The organism is Photobacterium profundum (assembly GCF_003026285.1).
Classification (GTDB): domain Bacteria; phylum Pseudomonadota; class Gammaproteobacteria; order Enterobacterales; family Vibrionaceae; genus Photobacterium; species Photobacterium profundum.
Map to the genome: position 1 here is coordinate 510,399 of NZ_PYOD01000003.1, position 25,710 is coordinate 536,108.

Consider the following 25,710-nt stretch of genomic DNA (forward strand, 5'->3'; position numbering starts at 1 on the left):
AGCCGTAAATTTTAAACAAGCAGTAAGCTTTTGAACAAAATGAAAAGAAGCTGCTACTGTTACTTAAAATCCTTCAAAGGAAGACATAATGAACATTCAAGAAATTCAATTAGCTTCTCGCCCTACTGGCATTCCGTCAGCTGAAAACTTTGCATTGGCTCAGAACACATTACCTGAAATACAAGATGGTGAAGTATTAGTAAAGAACCTTTGGATGTCTGTTGACCCTTACATGCGTGGTCGCATGATGGATCGTGCAAGCTACATTGCCCCTTTCCAAATAGGTGAAGCCTTAGAAGGTGGTGCAATTGGTGAAGTCATTGAATCGAAAAACACTGAGTTCCCTGTTGGCACCAAAGTAAATAGCATGCAAGGTTGGCGCAGCCATTACATCAGTAACGGAAACGGTTTAACCGCACTTCCTGTAACACCACTACCCGATCAAAGTTTCTTAGGCATTATGGGTATGCCCGGTATGACCGCATGGACAGGTCTATTCCGTATCGCAAATTTAAAACCAACAGATACTGTCTTCATTTCAGCTGCTTCTGGCGCAGTGGGTAGCGTTGCTTGTCAGATTGCAAAAATGCACGGCTGTACTGTTGTCGGTTCAACAGGTTCTGACGATAAAGTGGCACTGCTTAAAAGCTTGGGGGTTGATATTGTCATTAACTATAAGAAAGAATCAAACTTAACTGAAGCATTAGCAAAAGCGGCACCGCAAGGTATCGATGTGTACTTTGAAAATGTAGGTGGTGAGCATCTTGAAGCTGCTTTGGCAAATATGAATGATTACGGCCGTATGGCAGTATGTGGCATGATTTCTCAATACAATGCGACAGAGCCTCAGCCTGGTCCTACTAACCTTGCCATGCTTATTATCAAGAAATTAAAAGTGGAAGGTTTCATTGTATTTGACCACTGGGCGCACTACGGTGAGTTCGCACAGCAAATGGGTCAATGGATTGCTGAAGGTAAAATCAAATGGGAAGAAACCGTCTACGAAGGTTTGGCTGAAGCACCTAATGCATTTATCGGTCTGTTCGAAGGTAAAAACAAAGGAAAAATGCTGGTTAAACTGTAAGCCTGTTATACCCCAGTTAATTTAACGCATAATAAAAAAGGAGCCTAAGGGCTCCTTTTTTGTTGATGATATTTAATATTATGAACTACGCTATTTCATTACAAAGAAGCTGGCGCCACATTTAACCGTTTTGCAATCTGAGTCGTTAAACGGTTTATACCTTCAGATAAAGCTTTAACCTGCGCATCATACCCTTCTTCTTGCAAAGGTACTTGGAATTTGAATGGGTACACACCATTCAAATCACCATCACTTTTAACTAGCATCCACTCGCCACTAATTTTAGCCATACCGGAATAGTGACCATTGAACTCATCGATTTTCACCTGCAATCGTGGTGAATTATACGTGCTCAAGGCTGGCGTAAGTTCAGTTGTCCAGAACTGGCTTTGCTTATTACGTAAATCTTGATTAATACGCCGTGTCAGCTGCTTACCTATACTTTCAGCCCATAAATTTTGTTGAGCTTGTACAACTTCAGTATCACTCACTTGATACACAAGACCAGTACCCGCGAGATGTTCAGCCATCTCAACCGGGCGAATAACCAACAATGGCTGGTTAGACCCAATTTGAGACGTTATGCTTTGTGCGCCAGCAGGTAATAAATAACTATTCACTGCATCGGGTTGACTGCTGCAGCCAGCTAAGAATGCAGTTGCGGCTACCATAAATAATAGGTGCTTTTTCATTATTGGCGGCCTCCAGCCGGAATAGGATCTTGTACTTTATCGTCACCGAAAACCAATGAATTAGGTTTCTCATTTAATTGTCGTAAAACGGGTTGTAGCTCTTTCATTACTTGCTCAAAACGCGCTAATGCTCCTTCAAGGTTTCGATAAGGTGCAGCATCAGGTCCGAAGCCATTCAAGGTTGCCTGAATTTCTTGTAAACTTTTACGCATATCATTGGGTAATGCTTGAGTATCTTTTTGTGCTAGCAATTTGTCTAAGCTTTTCGCTACCTTCTCTGCGGCTAGTAAGGTTTTTTGCGAAGTGTCTAATGTCTTAGTTAAAGACGTTAACGTATCTTCGACGGGTAAATCATTAAACTTCTTCAGTACACCGCTAATCTGCTTTTGAATTTCAGCAAAACCACCTGCTTTAGTTGGAAACAACGGATAGTCATCATAGCTATTGATTGGTGGCATTTTTTCATCTTTATATACTTCTGTATCGACAAATAATGCACCAGTTAATAAATTACCCGTTTTAAGGCTACCGCGAAGCCCACCTTTAAATTCACGTTCTAAATTGCGTTTCAAGCCATCAAGAGAATCAAAACCATTTTTACCATAAACTCGACCAAGCTCTATCCGAATAAGAACAGGAATCTGCTTGGTAGAAAAACCCTCTTCGCCTGTTGGTAAACGTAGAGGCACTTTTTTCACCGTACCAATACGAATACCACGATATTCAATAGGAGCACCTTCATTTAAGCCACGAACCGATTCATCAAATAGCATGACATATTCAATATACTCATCGAAAATTCGCTCACGTACCACATTAAAGTTGTTATATAGCTTGAACAGGCTCATCTGTTTGGTGATAAGGTTTCCTTCTTCAGAGCCATTAGGCACTCTAAAACTGACTCCTCCTGTAATTAATGATTCTATTGAACCTATTTTCAAGTTGAAGCCCTGCGCCGACATCTGTAAATCAACACCTGATGTTAACCAAAATTTAGTACGACTACGGATCAAACTGTCATATGGCTGAAAAATAAACAGCTGGTAGTTGGCTTTTTTAGTGTCAGTATCAAAGCTCACCTTTTCAACTCGCCCTACAGTAAATCCTTCATATAATACTGGGTCACCAACACTGAGTTTACCCGCTTCACGGTGCGTAAGTATCAATCGTAAACCTTTAGCATCTGCGGGTGCAACAGGCGGTACATCGAGTACTTCAAAGTCTCGTTTTTCTTCTTTTTTAACGCCCGGTTGTAATTCAATATATGACCCTGACAGTAAGGTATCCAAACCCGAAATACCCTCTTTACCAATTCGGGGTTTTACTACCCAAAATCGTGTATCTTCTTTCAGCATTCTTTCTGCGTCTTTATCCATCTGCACTTTTGCGGTGATATACGTGTAATCATCGCTCAGTTTAACTTCGGTCACGACGCCTACTTTTACATTCAGTGATTTAATCTCGGTTTTCCCCACTTCAATACCTTCTGCCGTTTTTAACGTCAGCGTTATCTCTGGGCCTTTACTTCCAACAAATTGCACCAACATCCAGATACCAATTACCAATGCAACAATAGGCACTAACCATATCGTTGATATCTGTTTTAAATCTTGAACGTCAGCCTTAGCTGGCTTGTTATCATTCATAATCAGGCTTCTTATTAAAGTTAGAAATTACTGTCGATTAAACTGAATGATCAGCGGTATCGAATTCTTTTATTTCATCTAAATGCGGGGTTGGCTCATTACCGTTATTTGATTGTGTCCAGAAAACACGAGGATCAAACTGCATAGCTGACAGCATTGTGCAAATAACCACAATCGCGAAAGACAAAGCAGCAGGACCAGGAAAAATTGCCATTAAATTTTGTAGTTGTACCAGCGCAACTAAAATGGCGACAACAAAAATATCAATCATTGACCAACGCCCGATCAGCTCTGTCATTCGGTACAAACCCAAACGTTGAATAGCCCGCTTGGTGGATGAATCCGCAGTTTTACGCGCACTGATAAACAACCAGACCAAAGAAAACATTTTGGCTAAGGGAATGACGACACTCGCGAAAAAAATCACCATCGCGATAGGATATGAGCCCATATTCCACAGTAATACAACGCCCCCCATTATAGTAGAGCCTTCAACCTTTCCCAAACTAACGGTGTACATCATTGGGTAGAGATTTGCTGGAATATAAAAAATGAATGACGCTAATAGTAACGCCCACGACTTTTGAAGGCTTAGTTTCGGGGCATAATGATGTAAATGACTGCCGCAGCGTAAACACTTCGTGTGTGCTTTTTCTGGCATTGGGTTTAATTGAGAACACATATGGCAGTTAACATGATTATTCGACATATGCGTGTCGCCAGGTTTCACGTCACTAAGCGGTACCATCGGAATAAACTGATCCCATAGCCACGTTCTATCAACCATCGAGACACACTTAACAACCAATACAGTGTAAACACAGAAAGCGCCAAAAGAGATACCTAACCCAACATCCGCTAACGATGCAATTTTAATTAAACTAACAAGTACCCCAATAAAAAAAACATCTACCATCAACCAAGCTTCAACACGAAAAAGACCACGGCATAAACGTTTTATCACTCGTAGATTTACATTTTCGCGCCCCACTTGCTTAATTTTCGAGGCTTTATAATATAAATACATCACAACGAAAATATAGCCAGCAGGTAATACGATAACTGTCATTAGCAGTAATAACGCCAACAAGCTATTTTCAAAATGCTGCAGCATTTCAGCAGCATGTAACAAGGTTATTTCTTGAGAGATCCCTTGAACACTAAAAGACATGAACGGAAAACTAATACTCAAAACCAGCATGATCATACAAGCAATACCGTAGGCTAACGGACGCTGAAACGGCATAGAAATTTGCTTAGTTAACGTATGATGGCAACGTGGACATCCCGCCTTTTGCCCTTCTTCGAGCCTTGGCTTATCTACAACTAACCCGCACTCTTCACACGCAATCATCAATTCAGGTGCTTTGTGTTCTGTCATGGGTAAATTTGACTCATTTAACACATATCACCTCAGTATAGGTAAGAACAAGGCATAAGCTTCGATAACAAGAAAAGTAAAACCAATAAATACAATAAGATATATATTGTTATGCGCCAAGTCACACAATGCTATGCCTAATAATGATTATAAACACAGATATATCGTAATACTTTCTTAAAATGCAGAGTTTACAACACTCCCTTGAGAAGTGAACAGTGTTTTTTACTGAAAGTAATAGTATTATTCGTTTAGAGGAATGTGAAAACTTAAATTTTGGGTTGAAAGTAAAAACTACAAGATTAGCCTCAATAACAAAAGTTATAAAAAAGCTACACACTGCATTTAATATTTTTTATTCTCTTTTATGCCCAATAATTACCCTCAATTAGTTAGCACAGAGTGATAACCCAGCTCAGACCATGAAAAAAACCACAACAAAAATGCGTGGCTTTAGTTACATCGAATTCATCATTAGTAACGTGCTACTCTAGACAACGATCAGTCTTCGCTGCACAAATGAAATCATTCTTATGTAGCCCTTTTGCTGAGTGACTCCACCAGCAAACGGTGACTTTCCCCCACTCTAACGTTATGGTCGGGTGGTGAAACTCTTCCTCGGCTAGCTCTGCAATTTTATTACTGAAAGCCCAAGCAAGTTTAAAGTTTTTAAATGTAAATTCACGTTCCAGTTGTTTAATTCCATTACGTTCTATTACGCTCCACTGCGAGATACCCTGTAACATTTCTTCTAATTCAAGGTCGGTTACTTTTGGTGCATCAATGTGGCAAGCTTCGCATTTCAATTCATGTAAATTAGACATATTCCCCTAAATGCTCCTTTTTCTTTGGTGGAAATAACGGTTTGTGTAGCCCCAAAGCTTTGGCTTCTTGCACCATGCTCATAATGTCTTTTTGTGCTAATTCATACAGCTGGTTAATGTTTTTAATCACAAAATAGAGTGGCTGCATAATATCTATTCGGTAAGGTGTCCGCATTACATCGACGGGTTCAAAAGGCTTATAACGTGCCTTTCTTCCTTTATATACATATTCTGTCTCGCCAGGTGAAGATAAAATACCACCGCCATAAATAGTACGCTGATCAGCTGTTTTCATTAAACCGAATTCCACCGTGAACCAATACAGTCGAGCTAAATACACGCGATCTTCCTTACTGGCTTGATCACCTAACCGGCCGTACGCGTGGGTAAATTCAGCAAAAGCGGGATTTGTCAGCATCGCACAATGACCAAATACTTCGTGAAAGAAATCAGGCTCTTGCAAATAGTCAAATTCATCACGATTTCGTAGAAAGGTAGCTACTGGAAATTGTTTGTTAGAAAGTAAATAAAAAAAACGGTCGAAATTAATCAATGCGGGGACTTCTACACATTCCCAGCCCGTCGTTTCTTTCAACACTCGATTAATATTTTTTAACTGCGGAACATGGTCGGTCGGTAAATTTAGTAACTTTAATCCAGCAAGATATTCTTCGCAGGCTTTCCCCTTAATACAAGTGAGCTGCCTTACAACCAAATCATGCCAGATTTGATTCTCATCTTCACTCCAATCAATAAAGCCATTTTCATCTGACTTTTTAGAGACATACTTGGTCGCTTTTCCCATAAAAATGCCCTCTAATTTTCTCGCCTTACCATGGCTTTAATAGGACGTTAATGATTAACAGCTTCACCATTACACCTATGAACGCAGATAATCTATACCTGTCCTTTTTATAAAGATTAGGTGTTTTACAGGGGTAATTGGAAGCTATAAATAGGAATCAAACAAAAGTGACGTGTAACATAAATTTTACATGCACTTCGTGCTGACACTTTAGCCGCAAGAATCAAGCATAACCAACTACCTCTTTTAATCAGCTTCTAAAGGGCAAATTAACAGATTGAAAGATATAAAGTATCTCTACAGCAAGAACGATTTTAGAAATACATATATGTAAAATATTCAACACACTATCAGTATTTCTATTACTACCATTTAATTGATTGTTTACTGTAACTCCGCCAAAGTTAAATTATTAATTAACATTTACTTAACCTTATTCGTTTTTTGTTTTGGGTTAATCGGTGTTAAAAAAGCTGACGAAAGAGGGAGTTAATGATGCAGCAATGGTTTCAGTTTCCAATCATTGAAGGGAAAGCTTCTCGGCAGGCACATTGTGACCTTCCAGAAGGTACTTTCGAACGCGAATGCGGGAAAGAAGGTTTCTTTGGTCCAGCTAGCCATATGTATCATAAGCACGCGCCAACAGGCTGGATAAAATGGGAAGGCCCACTTCGACCACGCGCGATAGACACCACCAAACTTGAACAAACAGGCATTACACCGTGGGATGCTTCACTGCTTCTTCATAACGACAATGTGAAAATACGCGTTTGGAATAGCCAACAAAGTATGGATCATCTAGTACGTAACGGCGATGGTGATGAAGTGCTATTTGTTCATAGTGGCAGTGGTCATTTCTATTGTGATTACGGTCATTTAAGCTTTAAAGACGGTGATTACATTGTTATACCACGCGCCACCAGCTGGCGTATTGAAATGGATGAGCCAATATCATTGTTACTGATTGAAGCGTCTAACAGCGGCTATAAAACACCCGATAGAGGTATTGTTGGGCAACATGCCGTTTATGATCCTGCAATATTAGAATATGCCCGCATTGATGATGACTTTTTAGCTCAACAAGACGATCAACAAAGCAACCAAAAAACGTGGGAAGTACTCTTAAAAGCGCGTAACCAAATGAATACCATTACCTACCCTTACAATCCATTAGATGCACAAGGTTGGAAAGGTAATCTTACCGTTTTCAAATTAAATTGGCGTGATATTCGCCCACTAATGAGCCACCGTTACCACTTGCCACCGTCGGCACACACCACATTTATCGCAGATGGTTTTGTCATCTGTACTTTTGTACCTCGTCCGATCGAAAGCGATCCAAATGCGCTTAAAGTACCCTTCTTTCATAACAATGATGATTACGATGAAGTGTTGTTTTATCACCGTGGTAATTTCTTCAGCCGAGATAATATTGAAGCAGGAATGATCACTCATCACCCTTGCGGATTCTCTCATGGCCCTCACCCTAAAGCACTTGCTGCGAGTCAGACTAATCAGAAAAAAGAAACTGACGAAGTTGCCGTGATGATCGATACACGCTTCCCATTAGAAATAGCAGACTTACCTGAAGGTGTGGAAAATAAAGACTATGTTTATTCTTGGTTGAATCGTAAATAGCAACAAGTAATAACACATAAATCATTAATAGCATTAGTTATTTTCTACTAACTTGGATATATAGATTTACATTGTAAATAAGGAGCACACAGTGAAATTAGCGTCTTTACATCAAGGTCGTGATGGTCAACTCGTTGTTGTATCAAGAGATTTAACACAAGCCGTTCACGCACACGACATTGCCCCAACCCTACAGTTTGCGTTAGATAACTGGGACCAAGTCGAAGCCGATTTACAGCACCTCTACCGCAACCTTAATGATGGTGTTGCCCATGATATCTTTCCTTTTAACCCGCACGGATGTGCTTCGCCGCTTCCTCGTGCATATCAATGGGCTGATGGCAGTGCTTATGTTAACCACGTTGAATTGGTTCGAAAGGCCCGTGGGGCAGCAATGCCTGAAAGCTTCTGGACCGATCCTTTAATGTACCAAGGTATGTCTGATGGCTTTCTTGGTCCTTATCAAGATATACAAGCAGCCGATGAAGCATGGGGAATCGATTTTGAAGGTGAAATAGCCATTATTACCGACGATATTCCGATGGGGACACGCACAGAACAATTACACGACCACATTAAATTGCTGATGTTAGTGAATGATGTGTCGTTACGTAACCTTATTCCTAATGAACTTGGCAAAGGGTTTGGGTTCTTCCAGTCAAAACCCGCATCCGCTTTTTCACCGGTAGCAATAACGCCCGATGAATTAAATGACAGCTGGCATGATTTTAAAGTACATCACCGTTTAACGGTTCATTTAAACAATGAATTATTTGGGCAACCTCATGCGGGTACAGATATGACATTTAACTTCGCTGAATTGGTGCAACATATCGCGAAAAGCCGCCATGTTGGGGCAGGAACAATCATTGGTTCAGGCACTGTATCTAACCTTGACCGCACAAGTGGTTCTTGCTGTCTAGCTGAGAGACGTATGCTTGAAACGATTGAAAATGGCATACCCGTAACCCCCTTTATGAAGTTTGGCGATACCGTGAAAATAGAAATGTTTGATGACAATGGGAATTCTATTTTCGGGGCAATAGAGCAAAAGGTTGTTAAATACACTAACGTCTATGATGAACAAGATTTAGATCGCCATAAACCCGTTTAAATAAAAAGGGCAGGAATAACAATGGATGATGCAATTGCAATAACGCTATACGATTATTACCGTTCTTCTGCCTCATACCGTGTGCGTATTGCATTAAATTTAAAAGGGTTGGATGCAGGAAAAGCCTACAAACAGTGCCCTATTTCACTGATTGATAACGAACAAAACAGTCGTGATTATACCAAGGTAAACCCTAATGGTTTAGTGCCGAGCGTGAAAACCGACCATGGCATCTTAAGTCAATCTTTAGCGATCATTGAATACCTTGATGAAACGTACCCAAATATTCCTTTGCTACCTAACGATCCTTGGCAAAAAGCACAGTGTCGCTCTTTTGCCCTATTGATTGCCTGCGATATTCACCCTTTGAATAATCTACGTGTGCTGAACTACTTAAACAGCGATTTAGGTGTTAATCAGAACGAAAAAATGGTTTGGTATTTTCATTGGCTTGAACGCGGGTTTCAGGCATTAGAAGCTATGTTGAGTCGTAGCCCATCGTTTGAACAGGCTTTCTGTTTTGGCAACCACGCAACGCTGGCTGATATTTGCTTAATTCCACAAATTTACAATGCTAAACGTTTTGATTTTGATATGACTAAATACCCTAATCTCTCGCTCGTTGAGCAGCATTGTCAACAAATAGACGCATTCAAACATGCACACCCTGATCAACAGTAAGCAAGTAACAGTAACCGAGCAAGATAAGCAAAGCAGCACAAAACAATAATAAACATAACGACGTTACACACGGAGGGTTTAATCAATGACAGTAAATACCGACGATCCACAAATGCTGTGGCGCCCTTCACGGGAGCGTATTCAATCCAGCTTACTCTATCAATTTATGGTTCAATTGAGTGAGCAACAAAATACACTGTTCCATGACTACCACCAGCTGCATCACTGGTCTGTTGCCCACAGCGATATCTTCTGGGATCAAGTCTGGGATTTTTCTGATGTGATAGGTCATAGAGGCGAGCCCATTAGCTTTATCCCCCCGAAATCAAAGTTATCAGCTAAAGAGACACAGTGGTTTCCTACTGCAACGCTAAATTTTGCAGAAAATTTACTCAAAAACTGGAATCGGCATGCAGCTGCAGATGCCATCGTATTTCACAGTGAAGGGCAAAAAGAACAACAGCAACGTATAAGCTGGCAACAGCTCTATCGTCAAACATCACAACTTACCCAATTTCTCGCCGCTAAAGGGGTTAAACAAGGTGATGTAGTTGCAGGATACACACCCAACATACCTCAGGCTATTATTGCCATGCTAGCTACATCGGCATTGGGCGCAATTTGGACATCGACGTCACCCGACTTTGGTGCAGATAGTGTTATCGAACGATTTGGACAAACTAAACCCAAAGTATTATTAACGGCAAACGGCTATTTTTATAACGGAAAATCACACAGCAGCTTAGGCAATATCACGCAAATGCTCGCTCAACTTCCCAGCGTTGAACAATTGGTTATTATTCCCTATACCCAGATAGATATACGTGCATTTACCGCTTCTACCCCCAAAAGTGTCACACAAACCCTTTGGCAAGATGCATTAGATCCATACGAACCAACAGATATTCAATTTACAGCTGTGCCTTTTAACCACCCGCTGTATATTTTGTATTCATCAGGCACTACAGGCAAACCCAAGTGCATTGTGCACAGCACAGGCGGGGTATTATTAAATCACCTTAAAGAGCACAAGTTACATTGTAACGTAAAGTTTGGCGATCGCATTTTCTATTTCACAACATGCGGCTGGATGATGTGGAATTGGTTAGTCAGCGGGCTAGCATCGGGGGCTACCGTCGTACTGTATGACGGTTCACCGTTTTATCCTGATGCGAGTGTGCTATGGGATATGGCAGAGCAAGAACAGCTTTCGTTGTTTGGCACATCTGCCAAATATTTAGAAGCACTCGAAAAACAAAATTACAGCCCAAACCAGTTCTATTCATTACCACACCTACAAACATTATGTTCAACTGGTTCTGTACTTGCACCAGAACAATTTGATTATGTTTACAGCTATATCAAATCTGATCTACAGCTTGCGTCTATTTCTGGTGGTACAGATATTTGTGGTTGCTTTGCTATCGGCAATCCGTTGAATCCGGTTTATAAAGGAGAATGCCAGAGCCAAGCATTAGGTATGGATGTGCGTGTTTTTAATGAACAGGGTCAAACAGAATTAACCCAACAAGGTGAGCTTGTTTGTTGTAATAGTTTCCCAAATCAACCGATTGGTTTTTGGAATGATCCAGAAGGAAAGCGCTATCACAATGCATATTGGAATACCTATCCGAATACATGGCATCACGGTGATTTTGTCGCATTAAGCAGTACAGGTGGCATGGTTTTCTTTGGCCGTTCTGATGCAGTATTAAACCCAGGTGGTATACGTATTGGTACAGCAGAAATTTACCGCCAAGTGAACCCATTACATGAAATTACCGACTCAGTAGTAATAGGACAAAACTGGAAAAATGATGTACGTGTGGTGCTATTTGTTCAACTAGCCGATGGCTGCATATTAGATGACGCGCTAAAAGCCACAATACGCCAGCGAATTAAACAACATTGCTCTCCTCGCCATATTCCTGCGGTTATCTTGCCCGTTCTCGATATACCAAGAACTAAATCAGGAAAGTTGGTAGAACTTGCTGTGCGTAATATCGTACATAATTTACCAGTAACAAATATAGGGGCCTTGACGAACCCGTCCGCATTAGAACAGTATAAAGGACTAAAAGAACTAGAGTAGTATTCAACTAGCCATTGGAATATGGCCAATTAAGCACACTTTCGTCTAAATCAGCCTATTTTTCGACCGCTTTGGTCATGCAAAAAATGCCTCTCTTCTACCGATGGCTCTTTTTAAGTAACATGGATACATTGAAGACGGTTACCCCGTCGTTCCCAAGGAGATCTGTCACAACATGAAACGCATTCCTACTAATATCATCACGGGCTTTTTGGGTGCAGGTAAAACGACCTCGATTTTATCTTTACTGGCTCGAAAACCTGAAAATGAAAAATGGGCAGTGTTAATTAATGAATTTGGCAACGTCGGCGTCGATGGTGCAATCCTTTCTCAACAAGGGGCAATCATTAAAGAAGTGCCAGGGGGTTGTATGTGTTGTGTCGCAGGCTTGCCTATGTCTGTGGGTATCAATGCTTTATTAGCACAAAAGCCTGACCGTTTATTACTCGAACCAACAGGCTTAGGTCACCCAAAAGAAGTCATTACGAAGCTTACGTCAGGCATGTATGAAGATTACATCGACCTTCGTGCAACCATCACTGTTGTTGATCCTCGCCATTTTGCAGATACCGCGTATACCGACAATTCTAATTTCCAAGATCAGCTCGCGCTTGCTGATGTGGTTGTCGCCAACAAAATAGATGAAAGTACAGAGTATGACCTCATCGCATTTGAGCATTTTTTTGAAAGCTGCCAACCAGCAAAAGCAGCGATTGGTAAGGTTCAGCAAGGTGAGCTTGAACTTAGCTGGCTAGACATTGAACGCCTTGAACGAGAATCGCAACATAGCCACCATCATCACCACTCAGACAGTGACGATATGGCGCCGTTACCTGAGTTTGAATTAGCCCCAGGGCAAATTTTTATTCGTAAGGAAAATAGCGGTCAGGGCTATCGCAGCTGTGGCTGGTTTTTTGCTGCCGATCAAATTTTCGATTTTTCTAAGTTATTTACACTATTCTCAAATATAAGTGCCCAACGCGTTAAAGCCGTTGTTAACACTGAACGTGGTTGTATTGCCTTTAACGTGGTAAACCAAGTGGTATCTATCAATGAATTATCGTTAGATGGCTTTGAATCACGTATCGAGTTTATCGACAAAGAGCTTCTGCCTTGGGATGAACTAGAGAGTATTTTGTGCTCAATAGTTAAAAAAGAGTCTTTATAATTCATAGAATCAACTTATCACACTAATAATGTGAACACGTTATCGATTAGTGATAGGTTGATCTGGTTATTTTATTCAGCAAGGAGCAACCATGCTAAACCCTGCTACTGCTAAAGCAGTTATCGATCATGCCCTCTTTCTTGGGGCTGATTTTGCCGAATTATTTGTAGAACATCATCAATCAAGCTCTGTAGAATTAGTCTCGGGTGAAGTTGATAAAGTCAATTCAGGTATCGATTTTGGTATCGGTATCCGTTTGTTTTTTGGTTATAAAGTACTTTACGGTTACACCAACAGCACAGAAGAAGAAGAATTAAAACGTGTTACTAGCCTACTTACCGCAAAAGATAAACGCGACCAAATCATTGATGGCGTAGCACTAAATCTTAACCGTTACACCAATAAACATACTTGCCAGTACCCACTGAGCCAAGGTGCAGAGCTTGCACAAAAAATTGCCTTCTTAAAAGAAGTGAACCATGCAGCCCGCGCTGAAAGCGACAAAATTTCTCAGTTCATTGGCCGTATGTTGCAACGTGAACAACAAATCGAAATCTTCAACTCTGAAGGTCTTCATATTGGTGATACCCGTCATTATACCCGTATAGCAGCGACTGCAATTGCACAAAATGGTAGCGACCAATCTACCGGTTTTGAAGCACCGGGCGCATTAACGGGCTGGGAATTTCACAACAGCGTAAATGCGAAAGATCTTGGTCAACACGTAGCTAAACAAGCCATGGTTAAACTATTTGCCGATCCTTGTCCGTCAGGCGAAATGCCGGTGATTATCGGTAACGGTTTTGGCGGGGTTATTTTCCATGAAGCCTGTGGTCACCTACTTGAAACCACATCGGTAGCAAAGAAAGCCTCGGTTTTCCACGATAAGATGGGCGAAATGATTGCCAATACTGTGGTCAACGCAGTTGATGACGGCACCATGACGAACGAATGGGGTTCTATCAACATCGATGATGAAGGCATGGAAACCCAACGCACCCAGCTGATTAAAGACGGTAAATTAACCAGCTTTATGGTTGATAAGTTAGGCGGCATGAAAACTGGCTATGCGCCAACAGGTTCTGGTCGTCGTGAATCATACAAATACGCACCAACGTCTCGTATGCGTAATACCTTCATTGAAGCAGGCAACAGCTCGCTTGATGAAATGGTAGCCAGTGTTGAGCACGGAATTTATGCGCCGAAGATGGGCGGTGGTTCTGTTCAACCAGGTACTGGTGAATTTAACTTTGCCGTACAAGAAGCCTACTTAATTGAAAATGGTAAGATCACTAAGCCATTGAAATCAGCTACATTGATCAGTACTGGACCTAAAGTATTGAAAGAAATTAGCATGGTAGGTAATGACTTTGCATTAGCAGCTGGCATGTGTGGCTCTATAAGTGGTTCAGTGCCAACAACTGTTGGCCAACCGGCACTAAAAGTTGACAATATTCTTGTTGGGGGTGGTAACTAATGGCTGATCAAAACAAACTTCAGAATGCGATTGACCACGTATTAGAAAAAGTAAAAGCGGCGGGTGCACAAGCCGATGTTATTGCCAACCGCAGTAACAATTTTTCACTGAAAGCCAACGACGGTGAACTTGCAGAATATAAAGTCACATCTGGTCAAGTTATTGGTGTACGCGTAGTGAAAGATCAGCGGGTAGCCACCAGCTATTCTGAATCATTAGCACCAGAAAGCCTTGATATCATGCTTGAACAAGCACTGCAAAATGCTCAGTTCTCTCAGCAAGATGAGCATCAAGCTATTAGCTGTATTAACAGTAAAATCACGACTAACATTGCCGAAATCTATCAACAAGATAACGCAACAGTTGATGATAAAATTGAAATGGCGTTAGCGCTTGAAAACGGTGTGGTATCAAAACCTCACGCTTCTAGCTCGCCATACAATGGTTTCGCTGAATCTGACAGTCAAATCATTCTTGCAAATAGCCAAGGCACGCTTTGTCATCATCAAGAACGTTCTACCTATTGCTATGCATACACCTTGTACGAGCAAGACGGTAAGCAATCAATGCATGGTGGCATGTCTTCAGGACGTCGCTTTGACCAACTCGATGCAAACTTCTGTATCAATCATGGTTATGACATCGCTCAAGCTTTGCTTGATGGTGGCCCTATTACGACTCAAAACTACTCTGTTGTTTTCGACCTTAGCTCGCTAAGTAACCTGTTTGGTGCATTTAGCATGAGCCTGTCGGGGCAATCTGCAATGAAAGGGATTAACCCTTGGCGCGACCTATTAGGACAGCAAGTGGCCAGTTCTCTCTTAACAATTTCTGACAAGGCGATTGTTGAAGGTGGTTTTGCAATTAAGAGCTTCGACAGTGAAGGTTTTGCGGCACGTGACACCATTTTAATTGGTGAAGGCAAGCTACAGAACATGCTTCATAATAGCCATACAGCTAACTTCTTTGGCATTGAGAATACAGCCAATGGAGCACGTTCAGCTAAAGGCGGTTTAGGCGTATCACCTCGTCATACTGTTATTGCTGCTGGTACAAGTTCTGATGCAGAAGTTACGGCTGGCGAATACCTTGAGCTTATCGAGCTTCAAGGCGTTCACTCTGGTGCAGATGCTGTAAGCGGTGATTTCTCGTTCGGCGCGAGTGGCTTCTTATGCCGCGACGGCAAACGCGTTCAAGCTGTTCGTGGTATTACCGTTGCTGGTAACTTCTATCAAATGCTGAAAGAAGTTGATGCCGTAAGTAACACCCTGAGCAACGATTACGAGCGTGATTTCTTTGCACCACAAATTCGTTTTGCCCGTTTGAGTATTGCGGGTAAATAAAGCAACAGTGAGTTAGTCTGACACACAAAAATAGATCACAATTGTGGTCTATTTTTTTAATAACATATATTAAAAAATCTATAGTCAAATACCTTCCCTATTCTGCCGTCATTAATCCGAAAAAAGCCCACTCACACCACTCATATTCAAAAAGGAAATTGATTCACCTTGCAAATGATAATAAATATCATTACGATTAAAGCTCTTATAAAGCGAGGTTAGTTATGGAATTGCAGCAATGTTGGGTCCGTTATTTAAAAGCAGAGCAACTTATGGAGCAAGGCCATTGGCCTGAAGCACATCACCTATACAGTGAAGTGTTAAATAATCTTCCTACACATATCCATCTCGCTTTAGAAGACGAGAATATTAAACCCTGTCAATTCTCATGCTTATTAATCGCATTAAGTGATGCAACTGTCGCACAATCATCAATACTTAATCGAATGGGGCAATATCAGAGGGCATTTGCAATATTGAATCAATCTTACGCCTTATTGCAATTTATCTCTCTTGAAACAAACCTTCTGATTCAACGCACAAGCTCGACTCTCGATAAACAAAGTGACGATCTTTTGCGTTATATGGGGGCTTTTTGTATCGCACAAAGTGATTCTCAATGGATGGCAGAATACGAACAACTACAAAAGGCACACCATTACTTTGCCCAATTGAAAGTAACCCCAGATTCATTCCACCCAACGCATCTCATCAATTGATAAGGATATATCATGCCAGACCAAGCCATTCTTAAAGTTCGTAACCTCTCTGTCAGTTTTACCACTAATGATGGAATGGTCGATGCGGTGAAAAATATCAACTTTGATTTACACGCTGGCGAAACACTTGCCATTGTAGGGGAATCCGGTTCAGGTAAATCTGTCTCGAGTAATGCGTTAATGTGTCTATTACCAGACAATGCCATTATCTCTTCACAATCGAGCATTATTTTTGACGGTGAACCAATATTAGAAAAAACCGAACGTCAAATGCAGTCTATCCGAGGCGAGCGTATTGGTATGATTTTCCAAGAACCGATGACCTCTCTGAATCCTTATTTACGGGTGGGCATTCAGGTTGCAGAAGCGATTATGTGTCACCGTCGTATATCTCAATCTCAGGCAAAAATCCGTGTTTTAGAGCTTTTTAAGCTTGTTCATTTACCCAGCCCTGAACAAGCTTATACTAAGTACCCTCACGAGTTTTCAGGTGGTCAACTGCAACGTATTATGATTGCAATGGCCCTTATCAATGAGCCCAATATTTTAATTGCTGATGAGCCGACTACTGCGTTAGATGTGACGGTTCAAGCTGAAGTTCTCGATTTAATCAAAGAGATCCAAACTAAAATGGGAATGGCGATCCTGTTTGTTACTCACGACCTTGGTATTGTTAAGCACTTTGCTGACCGCGTACTGGTAATGTGCAAAGGTGAGATAGTGGAAGAAGGCAAAACAAAACAACTTTTCCACGCCCCGCAACATGAATACACACAAATGTTGATCAACTCAATCCCCAAAGGTCAGAAAGATCCCATCAAAGCCAATGCTCCCGACCTTCTTCATGCTGAAGATATTCGTGTGAAGTTCCTAATAAAATCTCACTTCATTAAAAGTAGGAATCAGTACTTTGAAGCAGTAAAAGGTATTTCATTCACACTAAAACAAGGTGAAACCTTAGGGATTGTAGGCGAATCTGGCTCCGGTAAATCAACACTAGGTCGAGCTATTATTGGCTTACTTCCCTCTACGGGTAAAATTGCTTACAAAGGAATCGACCTTAGTTCACTCACAGATAAAGAACGCTTTGAACTGAAAAAAGACGTACAAATGGTCTTCCAAGACCCTTACGGTTCTTTGTCACCTCGTATGACGGTAGGAGAAATCATCACTGAAGGTTTAACGGTGCATCAGCCTCATTTGTCTAAACAAGAGCGTTTGCAAAAGGCCCGTGTAGCACTTGAAGAGGTTCGCCTAGATCCACACTCAATTAACCGTTATCCTCATGAATTTTCAGGGGGACAACGCCAACGTATAGCGATTGCTCGTGCGTTGATTCTTGATCCATCCTTTATTTTACTGGATGAGCCCACATCAGCACTTGATCGATCTGTTCAACTCACTGTGATTGATTTACTTAAAGATATTCAAGCCAAAAGCAATATAGGCTTTCTGTTTATTAGCCATGACCTTTCTGTCGTCAAAGCGCTGTCTGATCGAGTATTAGTAATGAAAAATGGGGAAGTAATGGAACAAGGCACAGCCGAAGAGATATTCCATAATCCTCAGCATGAGTACACGAAAAATTTGATCAACGCTTCGTTTGATTTAGATGAAGAAGCAATAGCCTAGGTATTAATTAATTATCAGAGCTCAGAGCTGGTCATATTTAGGGCTAGCCATATTTATTGCAGGTTTCAGGACGGGTTTCATAATACAAAAAAGCCGCAAAAATGCGGCTTTCATTATTCTAAAATCAACTCTAACATCAATATCTGGCTAGAAGAGTGGCTTAATAGAATTGGAACATCTTTTGAACTTCTTTGTAATCTTGAGTTTGTGTTAAAGACAACATCAATAAAATACGGGCTTTTTGTGGGTTCAATGTACCTGATGCCACGAAACCAAATTTAGCATCATCCACTTCTGCATCAAGAGTGGTTGAACCCGTTGGTGTACGAGAGCTACGGACTACCATAGTGCCATCTTTACTCGCTTTTACTAGCTCATCAAAAATAGTGTGGTACATATTACCGTTACCCACACCTGCACTTACAATGCCATCATACTTCGCATCTATCAGTGCTTTTACCGGTAAATCTGAAGCATTTGCATAGTTATATACGATACCGACTTTAGGTAGCTCTTTTAACTTAGATACATCAAATACGGTATCAGATGTATGCTTACGTTCTGGGCTACGCTGATATTTTACATCACCATTGTGGATATAACCTAGCGTACCAAAGTTTGGCGATTGGAACGTATCAACTGATGTTGTATTGGTTTTAGTCACATCACGAGCATCGAATACATTGTCGCTCATCGCAACTAATACACCACGCCCCTCAGAATCTTTATCAGCAGCAGTTACAACAGCATTGTATAAGTTCATTGGTCCATCAGCACTCATAGCAGTTGACGGACGCATCGCCCCAACAAGTACCACTGGCTTATCGCTTTTAACTGTTAGATCAAGGAAGTAAGCGGTTTCACCCATAGTATCTGTACCGTGAGTGATAACGACACCGTCTACATCATCTTGTGCAAGTAATGCGTTAACTCGATTTGCCAGTGTTAGCCAAACTTCATCATTCATGTCTTGAGAGCCAATTTTAACGACTTGTTCGCCACTAATATCCGCAATTTTTGTCATGTCAGGTACAGCAGCGATCAGCTCATCGATCCCCACTTTACCTGATGTATAGTTAGATTCTGTTGCTGATTGGCCAGCGCCTGCAATCGTACCGCCAGTTGCCAGAATTTTAATATTCGGCAAATCGGCAGAAGCAAAAGAAAATGTACTGAAGCACAAACCAGCAACAACCATTCCTAAGCGAATTGGATTATTTTTCATTGTTATACACCTATAGAGATTCATCTGGAGTTATTTAATTAATCCAGAATTCTAGTCTGATGTAATAATACTTTTGTGGTAGATATCACTTAAATGAATATTCAAATAGTGATCTGTATAGCAAAGTAGACAGGTGCAACCAATAGCTTAACGAACATAAAATCAAAGTAAAGACGATGACTTACTGATTATTTACGACTTTAACAATTACATCGTTAATTACCAAATTCATCGACAATAAGTACAAGTAGTTTACCTTTCATACCATTCAGGGTAAGTGAATAGTCAGATACTTGTCTAGATTGGTATTAGTATCCAATCGCTAAATCAGGGTCAATCTGATAATAGGTATTTACACAAGAGTCACCTAATTCTGGCTCAAGAAATTCACGGATACTATCGATAGATTCAGCTTCCCACATACACTGACAAAGCCCCTCTCGCTGACTAAGCATAGTCGAGTGTACTCGCATACCTGACGGTGGATGAGTTAACGCACCACTCGCCTTTTGCCAGAATGTTTCAGGATCGGTAATTTCATGTTGAATAGCAATAAACATAGCGCACTCTCTCTTTTCTATAAAGTATAGAAGCCAAGAATATAAAATGTAGAAAGAGCCGCTAAAGCAAAAAAAGTATCGATTATAAGACGCTATAAAGGCGAAACGGCTACATCTTTTAAGGCACGTAAATATGCTTTTTCAGATTCGATATAATCTAATGCTTTTTTTGCACGATTCCATTCAGGGTAAATAGCACGACGTTTCTGATTGAGTGAATCAATATGTGCACGCTGTCCAACGGTTGCTGAGGATTTTTTTTGAATGCGCTCAACCTCAAATAAAACATGGCTTTCATTAACAAGAAGTTGGTTAAACGATTTAAATTTAAACTTGGTCAACTGAGGCCAAACCTCATAATGCGCACTAAGCAATGATTGCTCAATGGGTTTAATCTCATCACACAGTACTTGATACCAAGCATACGCCTGCCCTAAACGTTCATACATAACACGTTCACGTTCTGTGTAATAAATCTGAGTTGTACGATCCTTTATCCTGTGTGCGATGCTTTCCGTTGCATCAGGTTGAGGTTGATTGCTCACGCGTTATCTCATCCTAAAAGTGCAATTGATTGGTTTACGGACCTTAATAGATTTCCGCCAACGCTGTTATTGTGAATACAGTATCGAGGAAATGTGAATGTAAGATGTCAGTAAACCGCAAAAGTTCATCTTTAGCTTCATGGATAACGTTTAGCGTCGACATTGCTTAAAATAACTGCACATCAGCTTATTTTGTTGTGCTTAAGGCGACTTAGGCATTATTACTTAAATTACGCAGCAATGTATCGCAAGCTGTTTTCAATGCTATTAGTTCATCGATCGACATATGGGCTTTACACATCATTTCACCGGGTATTGATTCAGCTAGCAGCTTTAACGCTTTCCCTTCTTCCGTTAAGCTTATTTCTCTAACACGTTCATCAGTTTCACTTCTACGACGCAGTACTAAGCCCTTCCCTTCTAATCGCTTCAGTAATGGGGTTAACGTACCTGAATCAAGATGTACCTTTTCACCCAGTGTTTTTACATTTACACATTTCACTTCCCACAACACCATCATCACAATGTACTGCAAGTAAGTCAGATCTAGTTTATCTAACAACGGGCGGTACGTTCGTACCATCGCATTTGAAGCACTATAAAGTGAAAAGCATACTTGTTTATCAAGCTGTAAGTCGGAACGCGAATCTTGAGAATCAGCCATAACAGTTTTAACTCTATTCATCATTTAATTACATTGCGCACAATATACTTGCTTTTCATCGTACATACGACATATAGTTGCTAGCAATTAAATAGCGCACAACTTAATTAACATTAGCTAGAGCGGCAACAATTACTAAATATAGAGGATGAACCATGACAACTTTATACAGCACATCAGCAACAGCATCTGCAGGTCGTAACGGCATGGTTAAAACTGACGATGCAAAACTTGAACTGGCACTGAGCTATCCAAAAGAAATGGGCGGTACAGGTGAAGCAACTAACCCTGAACAGTTATTTGCAGCAGGTTACTCAGCGTGTTTTTCTAATGCGATTCTTTTTGTTGCTCAGACGCAAAAGCTAAAATTAGCTGAAGCGCCAACAACGGCAACAGTGGGTATTTCACCAAATGAAACGGGCGGTTTTAGCTTATCTGTCGAATTAGCCGTTAAACTTCAGCTAGAACAAGCAGAAGCGCTTGAACTGGTTAGAAAGGCCCATCAAGTTTGCCCATACTCAAATGCAGTGCGTAACAACATTGATGTAAAAGTAAGTGTAAACGGCGATGTAATTTAAACAGCGTTAACTTAGGCTAAGCAATACTAGCTTGAACGTAACTTTCGATTATTGGGCTTCGATATTCCAATTTATATCGAAGCCTGATATATAAGGCTTATTTACTAGGTAACAACGCACATTACGCTTCTTTTTTATCTATTCCATCAAACGTTTAGCCAACCATTCTTTAGGTGACATCTCTAGCTTCTTTCGAAATGCTCGCGCTAAAGCAGAACCATGTTCATACCCCACTAAATTAGCCACCACGCTAACAGATGTGCCTTCTTGTAAAAGAATCTGTGCCTTAGCTATACGAAGATCAGTCAAATAATCATTTGGGGGCTGCCCCACTGTGCTTTTAAATAAAGCTGCAAATTTTGAACGAGACATTACAGACACCTCTGCCATATTTTCCAGTGTCCATACCTGTTCTGGATGATCATGTAATGCGGTCATTAACTTGGCTAAACGAGAATGCGCAAGACCAGCAAATAAGCCTTGCTGAAGTACACTTTCTCGCAATGTTACCTGTGCTTGAGTTTGTATATCATCGCTACCTAATAATCTGCGCAGCATTTGAATCAAAAATACATCACATAAGCAATCAATCATTGGGTCTCTGCCCAATTTTTGTGTAAAGGCCTCGTCAAATATCCATCGCGCTATTTGGCTTAGTGAGCTGTCATCATCGACAGGATAACTGATAAATTTAGGCAGATTATTCACTAAAGGGCTATTTACCCCGCTATCAAAGCCGATATTGGCACACACAAGTTGAGCCCCCTCAGATTCATTCGCAATAATATGATGAACAGTATTATGCGGTAAAAAAATAATAGAGGGTCGGTCGAGAATAATTTTATGCCCTTCAACACTTTTTAATGTCAGCACGCCTGATTGAAGCAGGTGTAAATGTGCTTGTTGGTTACTATCCCCACCGATAGCGTGAATGCCACACATATTGCCACTAAAAAATACTTCTGCGCGAAATGACAAGCGCTTAATTACTTCTGAAAGATTGTCCATAACTCTACATTTGGATGATTGGTTTGTAATCAGAGACGATCGGAACCGTTCTCTGTTGCTGTTACCAATATAGTTAATCAGTAAGGACAACACAGTTTTGTTTAATGCTCAAGGTGAGCTTACACAGTACTGTCATACCGATAATGATGTTCAAGGATAATATGATGAAATTACGTACTCTTTTGAAAACCGCGACTATTGCTTCATCACTTGCTCTTAGTAGTTTCGCTTTTTCTGCTGACATTGATATGAGCGCAGATAAAAATGACCTCGCTATTCAAGGGTATGATCCTATTGCTTACTTCACTGACAGTAACCCCACAAAAGGAAACGCACAATATAGCGCAACCTATAAAAACGCCATTTACCATTTTGTAAGTGCAGAAAACCGCGATACTTTTCGCAGTGACCCCACTAAATATGCCCCTCAGTATGGCGGTTATTGTGCAATGGGTGTATCACTGAATAAAAAACTTGATACCGACCCAACGGCTTGGCGCATTGTCGATAACAAGCTGTATCTGAATCTCAATAAAGATGTTCAAAAACGCTGGTTAGAAGATGTATCGGGTAACATCGTTATTGCTGAAAAAGTGTGGCCAACAATTAAACTCGTGAGTGCCGATGTGGTGAATGCTGAATAAAATAGCGTGCTATGCAGATAACCTGTAACTAGTCATGTAGCAGTGCCTTTAGAGACTGCTACATAACTTCTTGTTAGCCATGAAACGATAAATCACGTCGATATACACGCTGTGTAGAGCTTTATACGTTTTCTACCACTTTCAATGCATCCCCTTCAATATCTATAATGGTATCGCGCAAATGCTGGGATAGATTATCTGGCTTTTTGTTCTTGAAATTAAACATGACAACTTTTGCACTACCGACAGTCGTTATTGCATTTAACTTCTTACTATAAATTTCGTACGTCATAGTGAAGCGATCATCTTTAATTTCAGAGACGCGAGAACCAACATAGAGCGTATCTGGAAAAGTGACTGGTAGCTTATAGCGACATGTTGTTTCACCCAAGACAGGGCCAACACCAGTCAACTTCATATCTTCCATCAACTGTACTTTATTAAAGTAATCAATACGTGCTGTTTCCATATAACGAAAGTACACCACATTATTCACGTGATTTAACGCGTCCATCTCCCCCCATGCTACAGGGATTTCTGTAATAACTGGGTAACCTTTCAGCATATCAATCATGTTAGCTCCTTGCTTTTAATGAACATCAGTTAATGGCTATCATTTGATGAAATTATTCAAGTGCGACGCTTTAAAATTCAAACGATCGCTTGAAGTAATTAATCTAGCTTTGATTTAACAAATTTACAACAAGTGTGTTTCAATAGTGTGCAGCACACTTTGTATACAGTATATAAGCTAGTATCACCTTGTATTTCGCTTACGATGTAGCACGAAATAAATGTTATGGAGGCACTTATCTCAATTAACTGATTAAGCTTTGAACAGTTATGAAAGCGGCGTGTGAATTTTCACCGAGAAGACACTGCAACCCGTGTTTTATAAGGGCTTAGGGTGTTTTTTAGGGTATCCTACGTTCCCTTTTTATAGCTTGCCGGTATAGCCGTCAGGCTTGTGTGCATTTTGCCCTAAATACAGATAGCCTCTTATGCTTTACAACGAAAATTTACCAGTAAGATACCCGAAAGGGACGTTCGCAATGTGGACGGTTTATAGCTTCACTGGCGCATCTATCCTTGCGTCTATTGTCTTTTCTCTGCTTCTATTCTTGTCAATTGATGACGATCCATTGATGAAGGTGTTATTTGGTGGTTTAGCCGTTATTTTTGAACTAGGTAAGTTTTTTGCTTGGTATGAAGTTGGCGAGCGTAAATCTCGTCGTAATTACAGCGGCACCTTTTCTGCCTTCACATTCTATGCAGTTCTGGCTGCAATTTCGATTGGCGGCTCTGTCGGGGGCATTAACAGTGCGACGAATAAAGCACAAGGTCACGTTAATGTACAACAAAGTAAAATCAATGCATTTAACATGCAGATTGAATCTATTGATCAACAAATAGCATTGAATAATGATGCCGCAGAAAAATACATCCAAATGGAACGTATTGCGATGGGCGTTGCACGCATTCAAAAAGAAAATGAAAAGCTGCGTATTCAACAACAAGAACTGGCAATGCAACGTGATAGCTTGCCGATTGTAGGGCAAGGTTCGGTGCTTGGTTTAATCGATAGTTTGGCAAAGTCGCTGAATATTGGAACACAAGCCGCTCAACTTGGTTTGGTCATTTTTCTATCGGTACTCCTCGATTTCTTTGCTGCATTCTTTGTCGGTTTAATTGGTGAAGAACAACGTTTTCGTAACCAATTCCGTCGAATCAACCCGATCACTATCGATGCTTTCAATAATACTGAACCTAAAAGCCCAGAGCTGTTAACACATACACTGAATCCATCTGATATTGGCACCAGCGAGATCAATGCAGAAATGATGGAAGCAGCCGCGAAAGAGCAGGAAGACGCTGAACCTAAGACGTTATACGAACAAGCGGTCGATGCATTGAGTAGAAACCAAGTGAATTGCAGTAAACGCGCAATGGCAAGGTTCCTTAAAACAAGCAGCGATGATGTAGATGGTATTTTTAAGCAGTTACTTGATGAAGGTTTTGTCAGTAAAAAGCCGAATAATCATTACCAATGGCATGGCTTAACAGAAAGTTAATACACATATACTCAAGCAATACTCTAAAAGAGGCTCATCAGATTGATGGGTCTTTTTTATATCTCAAATAAAAAAACACCAAGAATCAAGTAAACATCGTTACACTTTCATTAGTCTT

The 25,710-nt window shown here is 40.7% G+C and carries 24 protein-coding genes; 13 read left to right on the forward strand and 11 right to left on the reverse strand.

Features of this window, described 5'->3' with window-relative positions; all coding sequences use genetic code 11:
* Window positions 1-88: 88 nt before the first annotated feature.
* Complete coding sequence (locus tag C9J48_RS11855) at window positions 89-1,084, forward strand: NADP-dependent oxidoreductase (RefSeq protein WP_006229559.1); 996 nt, start codon at window positions 89-91, stop codon at window positions 1,082-1,084.
* 98 nt (window positions 1,085-1,182) lie between these two features.
* Here C9J48_RS11855 and C9J48_RS11860 read toward each other — a convergent pair whose 3' ends face one another.
* From C9J48_RS11860 to phhA, 5 genes are all read right to left on the reverse strand, one after another.
* Window positions 1,183-1,776 (reverse strand): PqiC family protein, encoded by a 594-nt coding sequence (locus tag C9J48_RS11860; RefSeq protein WP_006229558.1) that lies wholly within the window; start codon window positions 1,774-1,776, stop codon window positions 1,183-1,185.
* Window positions 1,776-3,422 (reverse strand): intermembrane transport protein PqiB, encoded by a 1,647-nt coding sequence (gene pqiB, locus C9J48_RS11865; RefSeq protein ID WP_006229557.1) that lies wholly within the window; start codon window positions 3,420-3,422, stop codon window positions 1,776-1,778. The genes C9J48_RS11860 and pqiB overlap by 1 nt, the downstream gene beginning before the upstream one ends.
* 37 nt (window positions 3,423-3,459) lie before the next feature.
* Complete coding sequence (locus tag C9J48_RS11870; RefSeq protein WP_006229556.1) at window positions 3,460-4,803, reverse strand: paraquat-inducible protein A; 1,344 nt, start codon at window positions 4,801-4,803, stop codon at window positions 3,460-3,462.
* A gap of 485 nt (window positions 4,804-5,288) precedes the next feature.
* Window positions 5,289-5,627, reverse strand: a complete 339-nt coding sequence (locus tag C9J48_RS11875; RefSeq protein ID WP_006229555.1) for a 4a-hydroxytetrahydrobiopterin dehydratase — start codon at window positions 5,625-5,627, stop codon at window positions 5,289-5,291.
* Entirely contained in the window at window positions 5,620-6,432 is an 813-nt protein-coding gene (gene phhA, locus C9J48_RS11880) for a phenylalanine 4-monooxygenase (protein ID WP_006229554.1), read from the reverse strand. Before phhA ends, C9J48_RS11875 begins: the two co-directional genes overlap by 8 nt.
* Before the next feature lie 495 nt (window positions 6,433-6,927).
* On the opposite strand from phhA, the gene C9J48_RS11885 reads away from it, so the two are divergent.
* The 9 genes from C9J48_RS11885 to C9J48_RS11925 all read left to right on the forward strand — a co-directional run bounded on the left by C9J48_RS11885 (window position 6,928) and on the right by C9J48_RS11925 (window position 18,296).
* Window positions 6,928-8,070, forward strand: a complete 1,143-nt coding sequence (locus tag C9J48_RS11885; RefSeq protein WP_006229553.1) for a homogentisate 1,2-dioxygenase — start codon at window positions 6,928-6,930, stop codon at window positions 8,068-8,070.
* A 91-nt stretch (window positions 8,071-8,161) separates the two neighbouring features.
* The gene (locus C9J48_RS11890) at window positions 8,162-9,184 is read left to right on the forward strand and encodes a fumarylacetoacetate hydrolase family protein (protein WP_006229552.1); all 1,023 of its coding nucleotides are present in this window, start codon (window positions 8,162-8,164) and stop codon (window positions 9,182-9,184) included.
* 21 nt (window positions 9,185-9,205) lie between these two features.
* Entirely contained in the window at window positions 9,206-9,865 is a 660-nt protein-coding gene (gene maiA / locus C9J48_RS11895; protein WP_006229551.1) for a maleylacetoacetate isomerase, read from the forward strand.
* An 85-nt stretch (window positions 9,866-9,950) separates the two neighbouring features.
* A complete protein-coding gene (locus tag C9J48_RS11900) occupies window positions 9,951-11,957 on the forward strand; it encodes an acetoacetate--CoA ligase (RefSeq protein ID WP_006229550.1) in 2,007 nt (668 codons plus the stop codon).
* A 175-nt stretch (window positions 11,958-12,132) separates the two neighbouring features.
* Entirely contained in the window at window positions 12,133-13,125 is a 993-nt protein-coding gene (locus tag C9J48_RS11905) for a CobW family GTP-binding protein (RefSeq protein ID WP_006229549.1), read from the forward strand.
* 91 nt (window positions 13,126-13,216) lie between these two features.
* Window positions 13,217-14,602 (forward strand): TldD/PmbA family protein, encoded by a 1,386-nt coding sequence (locus C9J48_RS11910; protein WP_006229548.1) that lies wholly within the window; start codon window positions 13,217-13,219, stop codon window positions 14,600-14,602.
* Complete coding sequence (locus C9J48_RS11915) at window positions 14,602-15,945, forward strand: TldD/PmbA family protein (protein ID WP_006229547.1); 1,344 nt, start codon at window positions 14,602-14,604, stop codon at window positions 15,943-15,945. The genes C9J48_RS11910 and C9J48_RS11915 overlap by 1 nt, the downstream gene beginning before the upstream one ends.
* Before the next feature lie 224 nt (window positions 15,946-16,169).
* Window positions 16,170-16,664, forward strand: coding sequence for a hypothetical protein (locus C9J48_RS11920; protein ID WP_006229546.1), 495 nt, complete (start codon window positions 16,170-16,172; stop codon window positions 16,662-16,664).
* Between the two features lie 12 nt (window positions 16,665-16,676).
* On the forward strand, window positions 16,677-18,296 hold the full coding sequence (locus C9J48_RS11925; RefSeq protein WP_006229545.1) for an ABC transporter ATP-binding protein: 1,620 nt from the start codon (window positions 16,677-16,679) through the stop codon (window positions 18,294-18,296).
* A gap of 160 nt (window positions 18,297-18,456) precedes the next feature.
* Here the strand turns inward: C9J48_RS11925 and ansB are convergent, their stop codons facing one another.
* From ansB to ohrR, 4 genes are all read right to left on the reverse strand, one after another.
* The gene (ansB, locus tag C9J48_RS11930; protein ID WP_006229544.1) at window positions 18,457-19,521 is read right to left on the reverse strand and encodes an L-asparaginase 2; all 1,065 of its coding nucleotides are present in this window, start codon (window positions 19,519-19,521) and stop codon (window positions 18,457-18,459) included.
* Between the two features lie 308 nt (window positions 19,522-19,829).
* Complete coding sequence (locus C9J48_RS11935) at window positions 19,830-20,081, reverse strand: hypothetical protein (RefSeq protein WP_006229543.1); 252 nt, start codon at window positions 20,079-20,081, stop codon at window positions 19,830-19,832.
* 92 nt (window positions 20,082-20,173) lie between these two features.
* A complete protein-coding gene (locus C9J48_RS11940) occupies window positions 20,174-20,626 on the reverse strand; it encodes a hypothetical protein (protein WP_006229542.1) in 453 nt (150 codons plus the stop codon).
* A 211-nt stretch (window positions 20,627-20,837) separates the two neighbouring features.
* Entirely contained in the window at window positions 20,838-21,314 is a 477-nt protein-coding gene (gene ohrR, locus C9J48_RS11945) for a transcriptional regulator OhrR (RefSeq protein WP_006229541.1), read from the reverse strand.
* A gap of 131 nt (window positions 21,315-21,445) precedes the next feature.
* On the opposite strand from ohrR, the gene ohr reads away from it, so the two are divergent.
* Window positions 21,446-21,868, forward strand: a complete 423-nt coding sequence (ohr, locus tag C9J48_RS11950; protein ID WP_006229540.1) for an organic hydroperoxide reductase Ohr — start codon at window positions 21,446-21,448, stop codon at window positions 21,866-21,868.
* A 138-nt stretch (window positions 21,869-22,006) separates the two neighbouring features.
* On the opposite strand, the gene C9J48_RS11955 is transcribed toward ohr, so the two are convergent.
* Window positions 22,007-22,876 (reverse strand): helix-turn-helix transcriptional regulator, encoded by an 870-nt coding sequence (locus tag C9J48_RS11955; RefSeq protein ID WP_006229539.1) that lies wholly within the window; start codon window positions 22,874-22,876, stop codon window positions 22,007-22,009.
* A 161-nt stretch (window positions 22,877-23,037) separates the two neighbouring features.
* Here C9J48_RS11955 and C9J48_RS11960 point away from each other — a divergent pair, with 161 nt between their 5' ends.
* Entirely contained in the window at window positions 23,038-23,520 is a 483-nt protein-coding gene (locus C9J48_RS11960; protein ID WP_036802652.1) for a YHS domain-containing (seleno)protein, read from the forward strand.
* A 121-nt stretch (window positions 23,521-23,641) separates the two neighbouring features.
* Here the strand turns inward: C9J48_RS11960 and C9J48_RS11965 are convergent, their stop codons facing one another.
* Window positions 23,642-24,094, reverse strand: a complete 453-nt coding sequence (locus C9J48_RS11965) for an acyl-CoA thioesterase (RefSeq protein WP_006229537.1) — start codon at window positions 24,092-24,094, stop codon at window positions 23,642-23,644.
* A gap of 478 nt (window positions 24,095-24,572) precedes the next feature.
* Between C9J48_RS11965 and C9J48_RS11970 the strand changes: the two genes are divergently transcribed.
* The gene (locus tag C9J48_RS11970; RefSeq protein WP_006229536.1) at window positions 24,573-25,592 is read left to right on the forward strand and encodes a hypothetical protein; all 1,020 of its coding nucleotides are present in this window, start codon (window positions 24,573-24,575) and stop codon (window positions 25,590-25,592) included.
* The last annotated feature ends 118 nt before the right edge of the window (window positions 25,593-25,710 follow it).

Bases quoted from the DNA above. Each gene is read 5' to 3' on its own strand.
- C9J48_RS11855 (WP_006229559.1), top strand. From the start codon at position 89: ATGAACATTCAAGAAATTCAATTAGCTTCTCGCCCTACTGGCATTCCG.
- C9J48_RS11860 (WP_006229558.1), bottom strand. From the start codon at position 1,776: ATGAAAAAGCACCTATTATTTATGGTAGCCGCAACTGCATTCTTAGCT.
- pqiB (WP_006229557.1), bottom strand. From the start codon at position 3,422: ATGAATGATAACAAGCCAGCTAAGGCTGACGTTCAAGATTTAAAACAG.
- C9J48_RS11870 (WP_006229556.1), bottom strand. From the start codon at position 4,803: ATGACAGAACACAAAGCACCTGAATTGATGATTGCGTGTGAAGAGTGC.
- C9J48_RS11875 (WP_006229555.1), bottom strand. From the start codon at position 5,627: ATGTCTAATTTACATGAATTGAAATGCGAAGCTTGCCACATTGATGCA.
- phhA (WP_006229554.1), bottom strand. From the start codon at position 6,432: ATGGGAAAAGCGACCAAGTATGTCTCTAAAAAGTCAGATGAAAATGGC.
- C9J48_RS11885 (WP_006229553.1), top strand. From the start codon at position 6,928: ATGCAGCAATGGTTTCAGTTTCCAATCATTGAAGGGAAAGCTTCTCGG.
- maiA (WP_006229551.1), top strand. From the start codon at position 9,206: ATGGATGATGCAATTGCAATAACGCTATACGATTATTACCGTTCTTCT.
- C9J48_RS11900 (WP_006229550.1), top strand. From the start codon at position 9,951: ATGACAGTAAATACCGACGATCCACAAATGCTGTGGCGCCCTTCACGG.
- C9J48_RS11905 (WP_006229549.1), top strand. From the start codon at position 12,133: ATGAAACGCATTCCTACTAATATCATCACGGGCTTTTTGGGTGCAGGT.
- C9J48_RS11910 (WP_006229548.1), top strand. From the start codon at position 13,217: ATGCTAAACCCTGCTACTGCTAAAGCAGTTATCGATCATGCCCTCTTT.
- C9J48_RS11915 (WP_006229547.1), top strand. From the start codon at position 14,602: ATGGCTGATCAAAACAAACTTCAGAATGCGATTGACCACGTATTAGAA.
- C9J48_RS11920 (WP_006229546.1), top strand. From the start codon at position 16,170: ATGGAATTGCAGCAATGTTGGGTCCGTTATTTAAAAGCAGAGCAACTT.
- C9J48_RS11925 (WP_006229545.1), top strand. From the start codon at position 16,677: ATGCCAGACCAAGCCATTCTTAAAGTTCGTAACCTCTCTGTCAGTTTT.
- ansB (WP_006229544.1), bottom strand. From the start codon at position 19,521: ATGAAAAATAATCCAATTCGCTTAGGAATGGTTGTTGCTGGTTTGTGC.
- C9J48_RS11935 (WP_006229543.1), bottom strand. From the start codon at position 20,081: ATGTTTATTGCTATTCAACATGAAATTACCGATCCTGAAACATTCTGG.
- ohrR (WP_006229541.1), bottom strand. From the start codon at position 21,314: ATGATGAATAGAGTTAAAACTGTTATGGCTGATTCTCAAGATTCGCGT.
- ohr (WP_006229540.1), top strand. From the start codon at position 21,446: ATGACAACTTTATACAGCACATCAGCAACAGCATCTGCAGGTCGTAAC.
- C9J48_RS11955 (WP_006229539.1), bottom strand. From the start codon at position 22,876: ATGGACAATCTTTCAGAAGTAATTAAGCGCTTGTCATTTCGCGCAGAA.
- C9J48_RS11960 (WP_036802652.1), top strand. From the start codon at position 23,038: ATGATGAAATTACGTACTCTTTTGAAAACCGCGACTATTGCTTCATCA.
- C9J48_RS11965 (WP_006229537.1), bottom strand. From the start codon at position 24,094: ATGATTGATATGCTGAAAGGTTACCCAGTTATTACAGAAATCCCTGTA.
- C9J48_RS11970 (WP_006229536.1), top strand. From the start codon at position 24,573: ATGTGGACGGTTTATAGCTTCACTGGCGCATCTATCCTTGCGTCTATT.